The sequence below is a fragment of the Paraburkholderia sp. RL17-380-BIE-A genome, from assembly GCF_046028085.1.
Taxonomy (GTDB): Bacteria; Pseudomonadota; Gammaproteobacteria; order Burkholderiales; family Burkholderiaceae; genus Paraburkholderia.
In genome coordinates, this window is sequence record NZ_JARESQ010000021.1 from 152,934 (window position 1) to 164,798 (window position 11,865).

The 11,865-nt window shown below is 63.9% G+C and carries 9 protein-coding genes; 5 read left to right on the plus strand and 4 right to left on the minus strand.

What is annotated here, in order from left to right; all coding sequences use genetic code 11:
* Positions 1–72: 72 nt before the first annotated feature.
* Genes treZ through treY form a run of 3 tightly spaced genes read left to right on the plus strand, consistent with a single transcriptional unit; the run spans position 73 to position 7,060 of the window.
* On the plus strand, positions 73–1,995 hold the full coding sequence (gene treZ / locus P0D68_RS29600) for a malto-oligosyltrehalose trehalohydrolase (protein ID WP_408301639.1): 1,923 nt from the start codon (positions 73–75) through the stop codon (positions 1,993–1,995).
* Complete coding sequence (gene malQ / locus P0D68_RS29605; protein WP_408301641.1) at positions 1,992–4,205, plus strand: 4-alpha-glucanotransferase; 2,214 nt, start codon at positions 1,992–1,994, stop codon at positions 4,203–4,205. Before treZ ends, malQ begins: the two co-directional genes overlap by 4 nt.
* A complete protein-coding gene (gene treY / locus P0D68_RS29610; RefSeq protein ID WP_408301643.1) occupies positions 4,202–7,060 on the plus strand; it encodes a malto-oligosyltrehalose synthase in 2,859 nt (952 codons plus the stop codon). The genes malQ and treY overlap by 4 nt, the downstream gene beginning before the upstream one ends.
* 120 nt (positions 7,061–7,180) lie before the next feature.
* Here the strand turns inward: treY and P0D68_RS29615 are convergent, their stop codons facing one another.
* The 3 genes from P0D68_RS29615 to P0D68_RS29625 all read right to left on the minus strand — a co-directional run bounded on the left by P0D68_RS29615 (position 7,181) and on the right by P0D68_RS29625 (position 10,245).
* Positions 7,181–7,903 (minus strand): sulfite exporter TauE/SafE family protein, encoded by a 723-nt coding sequence (locus P0D68_RS29615; RefSeq protein WP_091804832.1) that lies wholly within the window; start codon positions 7,901–7,903, stop codon positions 7,181–7,183.
* Between the two features lie 99 nt (positions 7,904–8,002).
* Positions 8,003–9,346: a hemolysin family protein gene (locus P0D68_RS29620; protein ID WP_091809002.1), complete on the minus strand. Its 1,344-nt coding sequence runs from the start codon at positions 9,344–9,346 to the stop codon at positions 8,003–8,005.
* A gap of 92 nt (positions 9,347–9,438) precedes the next feature.
* Positions 9,439–10,245 (minus strand): sensor histidine kinase, encoded by an 807-nt coding sequence (locus P0D68_RS29625; RefSeq protein ID WP_408301646.1) that lies wholly within the window; start codon positions 10,243–10,245, stop codon positions 9,439–9,441.
* 188 nt (positions 10,246–10,433) lie between these two features.
* Here P0D68_RS29625 and P0D68_RS29630 point away from each other — a divergent pair, with 188 nt between their 5' ends.
* On the plus strand, positions 10,434–10,775 hold the full coding sequence (locus tag P0D68_RS29630) for an FKBP-type peptidyl-prolyl cis-trans isomerase (RefSeq protein WP_027803023.1): 342 nt from the start codon (positions 10,434–10,436) through the stop codon (positions 10,773–10,775).
* Positions 10,776–10,813: 38 nt separating this feature from the next.
* Positions 10,814–11,593: an AraC family transcriptional regulator gene (locus tag P0D68_RS29635; protein ID WP_408301648.1), complete on the plus strand. Its 780-nt coding sequence runs from the start codon at positions 10,814–10,816 to the stop codon at positions 11,591–11,593.
* A gap of 65 nt (positions 11,594–11,658) precedes the next feature.
* Here P0D68_RS29635 and P0D68_RS29640 read toward each other — a convergent pair.
* Positions 11,659–11,865, minus strand: a 207-nt coding sequence (locus P0D68_RS29640; RefSeq protein WP_408468785.1) for a hypothetical protein, incomplete at its 5' end; no start/stop codon positions are given.

Sequence of the window (11,865 nt, forward strand, 5' to 3'; positions counted from 1 at the left end):
TGCGTCAGATATCGCGGGCGCGATCGACGCGTCACAACGCGGCTCGAAAGTAAAACTGAATGGTGACGAATCATGTCCGAAAGTCCGATTGATCCCCACGCGCATCATCACGCGCATTGTCTGCCGTTTGGCGCGCAACTCATCGGCGCGGCGGGTACGAAGCCGCGCACGCGGTTTCGCTTCTGGGCGCCTTCCTGCAAGCAGGTTCAGGTGGAAATCGAGAACGGACCCGCCCAAGGCGCGCACGACATGACGCCCGCCGGCAATGGCTGGTTCGAAGCAAGCGTCGATAGCGGCGCGGGCACGCTGTACCGCTTCCGGCTGGACGGCGAACATGCGGTGCCCGATCCGGCATCGCGCTTTCAGCCGCAAGACGTGCATGGACCGAGCGAAGTCATCGATCCACGCGCGTACCGTTGGGAACAAACGGGCTGGCACGGACGCCCTTGGGAAGAAACGGTGCTGTACGAGTTGCACGTTGGCGCCATGGGCGGCTATGCGGGCGTGCAGAAGCGCCTGCCTGCGCTCGCCGCGCTCGGTGTCACCGCCATCGAACTGATGCCGCTGAACGACTTTCCCGGCAAGCACAATTGGGGCTATGACGGCGTGCTGCCGTATGCGCCTGATTCCGCCTACGGCCGCCCGGAAGAGTTGAAAGCGCTGATAGACACGGCACACGGCCTCGGCCTGATGGTGTTCCTCGATGTGGTTTACAACCACTTCGGACCGGACGGCAATTATCTGCACCAGTACGCCCGCTCGTTTTTCCGCGAAGGCACACACACGCCGTGGGGCCCGGCGATCGATTTCGAGCGCAGTGAAGTGAGCGATTTTTTCACGGATAACGCCGTGTACTGGATCAACGAATATCGCATCGACGGTTTGCGTTTCGACGCGGTGCACGCCATCGACAATCATGCGTGGCTGCGTGAATTGTCGGATCATATCCGCGCCAAAGTGCAGCACGGCCGGCATGTGCATCTGGTGCTGGAAAACGAGCACAACAGCGCGAGCCTTCTGGAAACGCATTTCGACGCGCAATGGAGCGACGACGCGCACAACACCTTGCACGTTCTGCTGACCGCCGAAACGGAAGGCTACTACCACGCGTATGAGGACCAGCCTATCCGCCGCCTCGCGCGCGTACTGTCGGAAGGCTTTGCCTATCAGGGCGACGCGTCGCCGATTCATGACGGCAAGCCGCGCGGCGAAGCGAGCGGACATTTACCGCCCACGTCTTTCGTGATGTTCCTGCAGAACCACGATCAGATCGGCAACCGCGCGTTCGGCGAGCGCTTGCGCAAACTGACCTCGGACGAAGCGTTGCGCGCCGCCACCGCCTTGCTCCTGCTGTCGCCGCAAATCCCGCTGCTATTCATGGACGAGGAATACGGCTCGACGCGACCCTTCCTGTTTTTCACCGACTACACGGGCGAACTCGCCGACGCGGTCCGCGAAGGACGGCGCCGTGAATTCGCGCGCTTTTCGTCGTTCAGCGACGAGAAGCGGCGCGCCCAGATTCCTGATCCGAACGACGTGAAGACGTTCGCGGCATCGTCGCCGCCCGCGCCGGATGAAGCGCCACAGTACAGCGACGACGAAACGAGAGACCGGCTCGACTGGATGCATTTCTACAAATCCGCGCTGGCGGTGCGCGCCAAACTGATCACACCGCGTCTGAAACACAGCAAGGCGTGCGGCGTGACCGTGCTGACCGCCGCGAACGGCGGCGATGCCAATGCGCTCGTCGCCCGCTGGAAACTCGCCGACGGCGAGACGTTGTCGATTGCGCTGAACCTCTCGAAAGAGAATGTCGCGTTGGCCGAGGCGCCAGCCGGCAAAGTCATTTTCGAAACGCCGCCGCGCGTGCGCGAACAGGTCGATGTCAAGGTCTTGCCGACATACGCGTTCGTCGCATGGTTGACCGGCGACGTCAGCGACTATGCGATCCACCACGACGCGCGCATTGCGGGTCAACAGGAGCGCCACGCGTGACAACCCGACGCCATCACGACACTGTCGTCACTCTCGCCTCGCGCGCCGGCTTCGAGGTGGAGTGGCAGGACGCGCACCATACGACGCAACATGTGCCCGAGACCACGCTCGCCGTGCTGCTCGAGCGGATGGGTCTGCCGTGCGGCAACGCTACGCAAATCCGCCAAAGTTCGGCTGCTCTGGAGGCCGAACTTTCGGGCCGCAAACTCCCGCCACTGATGACCGCGGAAGTCGGGCGCGGCATCGCCCTGCCCGCCGCGGCGATCAAGTCGGGCAGCCATTATCGGATCGAACTCGAAAGCGGCTCGATCATCGACGGCCGGTTCACGGCGCCCAAAGGCGAGGAAGCTTTGCTTGCACCGATCGACGAACCCGGCTATCACACGCTCGTGATCAACGAGCAACGGGTGACGCTCGCCGTCGCACCGCCGCGCTGCTATACCGTCGCCGACGCCTGGCGCACGCTGCACGATCACGACGACGCCGGCGACGACACGCCCGCGCCGCCGCTGTGGGGCATCGCGGCGCAGTTGTACGGCTTGCGCAGGATCGGCGACGGCGGCATCGGCGATTATTCCGCGCTGGCGCAGATCGCCGTTGAAAGCGCGAAGCGTGGCGCGCACGCGCTCGCCGTCAGCCCGACTCACGCCATGTTCAGCGCGGAGCCGAACCGCTTCAGTCCGTACTCGCCGTCGTCGCGTTTGTGGTTGAACGTCACGCATATCGACGCCGCCGCCGTGTTCGGCGCGAATGCGGTCCACACCGCGCTCGAAGCCGCGCAGGCCACCGACGCCTGGTCGAAACTCGAAGACCTGCCGTTGATCGACTGGCCGAACGCGGTCGTGTTGAAACTGAAGGTCTTGCGCGCGCTGTACGAGCAATTCTGCGCGAACGATCGCGCGCAGAACACGGCGCGCGCGCTGGAATTTCACGGCTTCTGCGAACGCGCCGGACGCGCGCTCGAAGATCACGCACGCTTCGAAGCACTGCAGGCAGCGCAGTTGTCGCAGGAAGGCGGCAATGGACATTGGCGTAACTGGCCCGAGGCGTTGCGCGATCCGCGCAGCCCGGAAGTCGAAGCCTTCGCCGAGGCCCATCGTCACGAGGTCGATTTCCATCTGTTTCTGCAATGGCTCGCCGCCAAGGGCTTGTCGCACGCGCAGCATGCGGCGCGCGATGCCGGCATGTCCGTCGGACTGATCGCCGATCTCGCAGTCGGCTGCGATAGCGCAGGCAGTCACGCATGGTCCTACCGTGACGACATGCTCCAAGGCGTATCGGTCGGCGCACCGCCGGATCTGTTCAACCAGGCCGGCCAGGCATGGGGGCTCACTACGTTCTCCCCGCGTGCCATGCGCATGCAGGGCTTTTCAGCCTTTATCGACATGCTGCGCGCGGCCTTCGCGCATGCCGGCGGCATCCGCATCGATCATATTCTCGGCTTGCGGCGGCTATGGCTCGTGCCGGAAGGCGAAAGCGCGCGTAACGGCGCCTATCTGCGCTATCCGCTCGAAGACTTGCTGCGTCTGATCGCACTCGAATCGTGGCGGCATCGCTCCATCGTGATTGGTGAAGATCTCGGCACCGTGCCGCCCGGCTTTCGCGAGCGGCTCGAAGAGCACGGCATCGCCGGCATTCGTGTGCTGTGGTTCGAGAGCGCGCACGACGGCAAAGGGTTCAAGCCGCCCGCCGCCTGGGATCGCAATGCAGTCGGCACGACGACCACACATGATTTGCCGACCGTCGCCGGCTGGTGGCGCGGCAGCGACATTACATGGCGCAACAAGATCGGCCAGACGATGGCGCGCGCCGACGGCCGCGATCCCGAGGAAGCCGCCCAGGAAGAGCGCGCGAAAGACCGCGCATTGTTGTGGCGCGCGTTCCAGCAGGCCGGCGTGGCCGCGCACCACGTCCCTGCGCCGCCGCCCGACAACGCGCCGGTGGACGAAGCGCTCGCCTTTGTCGCCGCAACGCCCGGCCCGCTGGTGACATTCCCGCTCGAAGATCTGCTCGCGCAGGTCGAGCAGCCGAACCTGCCCGGCTCGATCGACGAGCATCCGAACTGGCGGCGCCGCGTCGCCTTGCCGGTCAATGAACTGTTCGAGAACGACGCCTTCTGCGACCGCCTGCTCGCGGTCGATCGCGAGCGCCGCGCCGCCACTGCCTCTGTTCCTTCTTCCAACGCTTCTTCGGAGCCTGATACGCCATGACCGTCCCGCGCTCCACGCTTCGCCTCCAGTTCCATCGAGGCTTTACCTTCGACGATGCCGCGAAGCACGTCGAGTACTTCGCCGCGCTCGGCATCAGCCACGTGTACGCTTCGCCCATCACGACGGCCGAACCGGGTTCCATGCATGGCTACGACACCGTCGACTACACCCAGGTCAGCGCCGAATGCGGCGGCGAGGCGGGCCTGAAACGCCTCGTCGACAAATTGCGCGCGCATGACATGGGGCTGATCATCGACACGGTGCCGAACCATATGGGCGTTGGCGGCTCCAGCAACGCATGGTGGCTCGATATCCTCGAATGGGGGCGTCACAGCGCTTATGCGCGTCACTTCGACGTGGACTGGCATTCGCCCGATCCGGCGTTGCGCGGCAAGGTGCTGCTGCCCACGCTCGGTGCGTCGTACGGCGAGGAACTGGCGACTGGCCGCATTGCGCTGCATTTCGCCGCCGACCTGGGGCGTTTTTATATCGGCTACGGACCGCACGTGTTTCCGGTGTGTCCGACCGACTACGCCTCGATCCTGCAAAGCGCCGACCGCTCCGATCTCAACGCGCTCGCCGAGCGTTTCCACGGACTGACGACCCAGCCCACCGATCATCCGCGCGCAGCTGAAGGCCGCGACATGCTGCGCGAATTCGTCGCGCAGAACGGCGGCACGGCGATCGAGTTCGCACTCGAAACGTATTCTTCGGGCGACCCTGTGACGCGTGACCGCCTGCACCGGCTGATCGAGCGGCAGCATTTCCGCCTTGCGTGGTGGCGCACCGCGTCCGACGAAGTGAACTGGCGGCGTTTCTTCGACATCTCGACGCTCGCCGGTGTGCGCGTGGAACGGCCCGAAGTGTTCGAGGCCGTGCATGCGCTGCCTTTCCGCCTGTATCAGGAAGGCGTGGTGGACGGCTTGCGGATCGACCATGTCGACGGCCTCGCCGAGCCGCGTGAATACTGTCAGCGTTTGCGGCAGCGCCTCACTGAACTGCGCGACACCGCGCCGTATGTGGTGGTCGAAAAGATTCTCGGACGTGGCGAACCGCTGCGCGACGATTGGCCGGTGGACGGCACGACCGGCTATGACTTCATGAACGACGTGGGTGCGCTGCTGCACGATCCGGCCGGCGCCGAGCCGCTCGCTCAAACGTGGGCCGAACTGACTGGCCGCAGCCCGCGTTTCGCCGACGAAGCCCTCGCCGCGCGCCGCAAGATCCTCGCGGAAAACCTCTCGGCGGAACTGGACCGCGCGGCGCGCGCCTTGCATCGCATTGCACGCGATTCGCTGACCACGCGCGATTTCACGTTCACCACGCTGCGGCGTGTGCTGACTGAGCTGGTCGTGCACTTTCCGGTGTATCGAATCTATCCGCAGAACGGTCTGCGCAGCACGGCGGATAACGTCTATTTCGAGCAGGCCTTGGAGGGCGCGCGACGCTCGCTTGCGCGCGCGGACCATGTCGCACTCGAACGCGTGAATGCGTGGCTTGGCGGCAGCGCCGAAGAAGCGCCGGCCGGACGAAGCGGCGCGCCGCAGCAGCAAAGCCCGAACGGCGCGCCGCCCAGTCATGCCGGTTCCGCGCGGCGCACCGCGCAGACGCTGTTTTCGCAGTTGACGGCGCCGGTTGCCGCGAAGGCGGTGGAGGACACGGCGTGCTATCGCTATGGCCGGCTGCTGTCGCGCAACGAAGTCGGCGCGGATCCGGGCGAATTCTCGTTGTCGGTCGAACAGTTTCATGCATCGAATCTGGAGCGATCACAGCGCTTCCCTCACGCCATGCTCGCGACCGCTACCCACGATCACAAACGTGGCGAAGACGTGCGCGCGCGGATCGCTGTCTTGAGTGAGATCGCGCAAGACTGGAGCGCGACGCTGCGTGCGTGGTCCACGCTGAATGCGCCGCATCGTCGTGCGCTCGACGGCAAGCCGGTCAGCAGTGTCGGCCAGGACACGAGCTACGACTGGGCGCCCGGCCCCGCCGCCGAAGCGATGCTGTATCAAACGCTGGTGGGTTGCTGGCCGCCCGACCTGCGACCGGACGACGAAGCCGGCGTGAAGGAACTGGCCGAACGCGTTGCGCAATGGCAATTGAAGGCGTTGCGCGAAGCCAAGCTGCAAACCAACTGGCTCGCCCCGGACGAAGCCTACGAAGCTGCCTGCCGTGAGTTCCTGTTCGACATCCTGGCGCCGCAGCGGCGTGACGGATTCCTGAAGGAATTGTCCGCGTTCGTCGAGCGAATCGGCCGCGCCGGTGCGCTCAATAGCTTGCAGCAGACGGTGTTGCGGTTGGCGTCGCCTGGGATTCCCGATCTTTATCAGGGCACCGAGTTGTGGGATTTCAGTCTGGTCGATCCGGACAACCGGCGGCCTGTCGATTTCGCCAAACGCGAGGCATGGCTCGCGCAAACGCCACCGTCCGAATTCCTGTCGAGTTGGCATGACGGACGCGTGAAACTCGCGGTGGTGCAACGCGTGCTGGCGTTGCGGGCGCATTTGCCCGAGTTGCTGAGCCACAGCGAATATCTGCCGCTCGCCGTGCGCGGCAAGCACGCGTCGAATGTGATCGCGTTTGCGCGCCGCCATGGCAATGCGTGGGCCGTGGTGGTGGCGAGCCGGCTCGCTGCCGGTTTGCTCGGCGAGAAAGGCGATTTGCCGATGGTCGATCCCGAGAAATGGGAGAACACGGCGGTAGAGATGCCGCCCGACCTGTCCGCGAGAGCGCTGTTCGATTGGCTAAGCCCCGCGGCGCCCAAGGTCGATGAGAACGGATTGTTGTATCTGCGCGATGCATTGGGCGCCATGCCGATCGCGGTATTGGTGGAGGACGGCGTGCCACGCAGTTGATCCGCGAGATTGGCAGAGCGAAGGAGGTTTGAGCGGACGCGCTCAAACCTCCTTTCTTATGGGTCTTTTATCGGAGGCAGAAGCGCAAGCGGCGTGATTTTCGGAAGCTGTCTGCCGGGCCTAGCGCCCCGCCGCCCAAAGCAGCGACAGCCCCGACGACAGCATCAACCCGTCGACCACCAGTTTGAACGTCGTGGGACTCATCCGAACCACGATTGTCCGCGCGGCAAACGAGCCGGCCATCAACGCGGAGCCGGTAATCAGGCCATCGATCACCACGTGTAAAGGCAAAGCGCCGAAATGATTGAAAACCGCGACTTTGGCGGCATAGACGGTCAGCGAGCCCGCCGCTTCGGTCGCAAGGAAAGCGCCCTTCACGAGACCATAGGACATGAAAACAGGTACCGTAATCGGGCCGGTAGACACGACGATCCCGGTGAGAAAACCCACCGCGCCACCAATCAGGGAAAGCTGCCACAACGAGAACTTGATGGCGCGCCGCGCGAGCCAACGCCGCGTGGGCACCATGGCGACAAAGAACAAACCCAACGCAATTTCGACCGCGTGCGGCGGCAACGCGAGCAGCGTGCGCACGCCCAGTGCCGCACCCGGCACGGCGGTCACACAGTAGGCGCCGCACGCACGCCAGTCGATCTCGCGCCACCACGCGAGAACCTTGCCGAAGTTGCCCATGATTGCCGCGATCGCCATGATGGGCACTGCCTGTTGCGGACCGAACAGCATCACGAGGACAGGCATCAACATCATCGACGAGCCGGTGCCGACCACGCCGCTCAATGTGCCGGCCAGCAATCCGACGCACAGCACCAGCAGATATCCCATGTCGCCCCCAATGGTGTGGACGCCAATTCTACCTGCGCGACGCTGCAGCGCGCTCCTTCGGATATTGCCTCTGGCTGAGTCGGGCGGCGCAATTGCGCGTTAACCGCCTTCGTCGTCGAAAGTTTTCGGATAGACGCGCACGAGCACGATACGCGGCCCTTTCATCTTCTTGACCACCACGTCGAAGCGGTCGAACTCGATTCGCTGCCCTTCGGTGGGCAGATCGTTGAGCGCCTGAATGACGAGGCCGCCGACCGATTCGGCCTTGCCTTCGTCGATGTCGATGCCCAACGCACGTTCCAGCGACACCACCGGCAAGCTGCCCTTGCCCATCAAGGTGCCGTCGTCCATGCGGGTCCAGTCGGCGTCGCCCTGACGGAATTCGTCGTGGATCTGGCCGACCAGTGCACCTAGCAGATTGTCGAGTGTCAGAAAACCGATCGGCTTCTCGCGCTTATGGCCGACCAGCGCGAAGTGCGGCGCGCCCTTGCGGAAGCGTCGAAACAGTTCGAGCGCCGGCAAATCCGGCGTGACGTACTGCACCGGGCGCGCGTATTTGGAGAGATCGTCGAGCGTGCTGCCCGCGTGGCGGGCCAACAGCAAGTCCTTCAAATGGATCATGCCGGCCACGCGTTCGCCGGATGCGTCTTCGAACAGCGGATAGCGGCTGAAGCGGTGCCGCGCCACCACCTGCATGTTTTCGCGCAACGGCAGATCACGGCGCAGGCCGATCATCTCGTAGGCCGGACGCATGAGGTCCGACACGGTCATACGCGAAAAGTCCAGCGAGTGCGCGATCGTGTTCCACTCGTCCTGGCTGTAGGCGCCGTCCGGTGAACCCAACTCCGTCGCGACGTTGGCGCGCCGGCCGCGCAGGATCAGCTTGAGTTCGTCGGTCGAATAGTGCGAGTCGTGGCCGTGATCGGCGTCGAGCCCGGCCAGTTTGAGCACGGCGTTGGCGCTCGTATTGAGCACCCAGATCGCCGGATACATGGCCCAATAAAAGCCGTACAGCGGCGTGGCGGCCCATAGCGAGACCTTCTCCGCCTCGCGAATCGCCAGCGACTTCGGCGCGAGTTCGCCCACCACGATGTGCAGGAACGAAATGCACGAGAACGCGAAGAAGAGCGAGATGCCGTGGATCAGTTTCTCCGACTCGACGCCGAGAAGGCTGAAAACCGGCGTGAGCAATTCCGCGAACGCGGGCTCGCCGATCCAGCCAAGCCCGAGTGACGCCAGCGTGATGCCGAGCTGACATGCGGAGAGGTAAGCGTCGAGGCGTCCGTGCACCTTGCCCAGCAGACGTCCGCGCATGCCGTGTTTGGTGGCAAGGCTTTGCACGCGCGTCTGCCGCAGTTTGACGAGACCGAATTCAGCGGCAACAAAGAAACCGTTGAGGGCGACGAGAAACAACGCACCGATAAGGGCGACAACCTGGATCAAAGCGAAAGGCTCCGGCAACAAAAGTTGTCAGTATAGAGGGTGAAAGCTCGGTGAAAACTTTTCGCGCGGAGCACGCAGCTATGTCGAACCGCTCATTTCGCAGCCGTTGCGTGCAGCGGGACGCGCAGCGCGAGCGTGGCCGTGGTGCCGTCGGTCGCGTCGCCTTGCTCGAAACTGCCGCCGTGCGCTTCCGCAATGCGCTTGCACAGCGCGAGCACCCACGCGATCCGCTTCGCTTCGCGCGGCTCGCGCGCCTGCTTGCGGGCAAACGCTTCGAGGACATGCGGCAAGGAGGGGTCCTCCAACGCGGCGCTGTTGGTTTCGTACGCGACGCTGGCATGCCATGCGCTCGTATCCGCTTTCGTGAGCAGCGTGACCGTAGCGCCTTCGGCGCTGGTTTCGACCGCGAACGTGAGCATTAGCCATAGCGCGGCCGCGAGGCGCTCGCGGTCGCCGTTGAGTTGCTCAGTGGCAAGTTGCGAATCGACCGTGACTTCCACGCCGCGAGCGCGCGCGAGGCCTGCGCGGACTTCTTCGGCCATCTCATCGAGTAACGGATGCAGGGAAAATGGCGCGTAGGCAAGCGCCAATGATTTGGTTTCGGCGCGCGTGGCGTCCACGATCGTCTCGAGCAGCTTGACCTGCTGATCCACGCCGTTACGAATGCCGGTGACTGCGCGTTGCGCGTTGGGGTCGTTCGCGTCGAGCTTGCGCTCCAGCACGTAGGCCCAGCTATGAATGGCATTCAATGGACCACGCAGGTCGTGCGACACCAGTGACAACACATGGTCACGCATGAACAGCGCGGTTTCAGCGCGCAGATGCGCGGTGCGTTCGGAGACGGCGAAGCCGGAAGGCACCAGCTTTGCGCCAGCATTTCCGGTTGAAGACGTTGTCACGATCGAGCCCTCTCAGGCGGTGCATGATGATTGAAAGAAGCCCCATTATAGGCACGCGATCCGGCGCGATCAGCCTGGCCGGACGACCAGTGTTCACGCAATCCGCGTGCCACGCGGCATTCCTGGGCGACGCGGCGTCAACACGCCTACAATGTCGGTTTTTACGTTTTTGATCCAAGGAGCGACACATGTCGACTGTGACTACCGAATCCGGTTTGAAGTACGAAGACATCGTTGAAGGCACCGGCGCCGAGGCAGTGGCCGGCAAGACCGTCAGCGTTCACTACACCGGCTGGCTGACCGATGGTCAGAAGTTCGACTCGAGCAAGGACCGCAACGACCCGTTCGCTTTCGTGCTGGGCGGCGGCATGGTCATCAAGGGCTGGGACGAAGGCGTGCAAGGCATGAAGGTCGGCGGCACCCGCAAGCTGACCATCCCGCCGCAGCTCGGCTACGGCGTGCGCGGCGCAGGCGGCGTGATTCCGCCGAATGCGACGCTCGTATTCGAAGTCGAACTGCTCGGCGTCTAAGTTTTTTCGCCGTTCTGTTGCCGCGCACCGTCTCGTCTATGAGTCACGCCGCCGTTACCGCACCTAGCGTTACATTGCGCCGCTACGGCGCAATCGAAGCGTCGGACGTGCACGATTTTCATCAGGTCGTGCTGGGACTCGACGGCGCGATGGTAATGGCGGTAGACGGCGTCGCGCACCAGATCGACGCCGGCTCCGCGTGGCTCATCCCGGCAGGCGCGCGACACGATTACGCGGGCATCGGCGAGAACCGGCAATTGGTTCTGGACTTGCCGGCGTCGTCGCTCGCTGTGCCGGAACGGCTGTTCGACCGCGCGCGGGCCGTCACGGTGGACGCCTCGCTGACGCAGCTTGTACATCGCATCGCCGCGCACGCCACCGGCGGCGCTCAAGGCGACGATCTGGACACACGACGTTTTCATTGGGACGCAGCAGCACGCCTCGGCGCCGCGCTAGTGACAGACGCGGGCACGACGGCGGGCGCCCAGGCGGCCGGCGCCGGTCTCGACTTTGCGCGTATTGACCGCTGGTTGCGCGCGCATTTATCAGAGCCTCTGCGGATCGCCGACCTTGCCGCCCATTGCGGGTTCGGTATGCGGCGCTTTCATCAGCTTTTTATCGAGGCCTTCGGCGAAACGCCGCATCGCTATTTGCAGCGTCTGCGTCTGGATACGTCGCTCACATTGCTCGCCGATCCGCGCCTTTCGTTGACCGATATCGCGTTGGATATCGGCTTCGGCGATCAGAGCGCGTATACGCACGCGTTCACGCGGCGTTTCGGGCTGGCGCCCGGTCAATGGCGCGCGTTGCGCCATTGAGTTTTTAGCGCGGTGGAGTTTGCTGCGCCGGGTTCTGCAGCGTGGCGTCTTGGCGCGCTGGGTCTTCACGCGTGGCGGCGTGCCGCGTTGAGTCTTAGCGCAACGAGTTTTACTGCGCTGGGTCTTACTGCGTTGAGTCTTACTGCGTTGAGTCTTACTGCGTTGAGTCTTACTGCGTTGAGTCTTACTGCGTTGAGTCTTACTGCGTTGAGTCTTACTGCTTTGAGTCTTACTGCTTTGAGTCTTACTGCTTTGAGTCTTACTGCTTTGAG

Coding starts and splice junctions, on each gene's coding strand:
- treY (WP_408301643.1), top strand. CDS start 4,202: ATGACCGTCCCGCGCTCCACGCTTCGCCTCCAGTTCCATCGAGGCTTT.
- P0D68_RS29630 (WP_027803023.1), top strand. CDS start 10,434: ATGTCGACTGTGACTACCGAATCCGGTTTGAAGTACGAAGACATCGTT.
- P0D68_RS29615 (WP_091804832.1), bottom strand. CDS start 7,903: ATGGGATATCTGCTGGTGCTGTGCGTCGGATTGCTGGCCGGCACATTG.
- treZ (WP_408301639.1), top strand. CDS start 73: ATGTCCGAAAGTCCGATTGATCCCCACGCGCATCATCACGCGCATTGT.
- P0D68_RS29635 (WP_408301648.1), top strand. CDS start 10,814: ATGAGTCACGCCGCCGTTACCGCACCTAGCGTTACATTGCGCCGCTAC.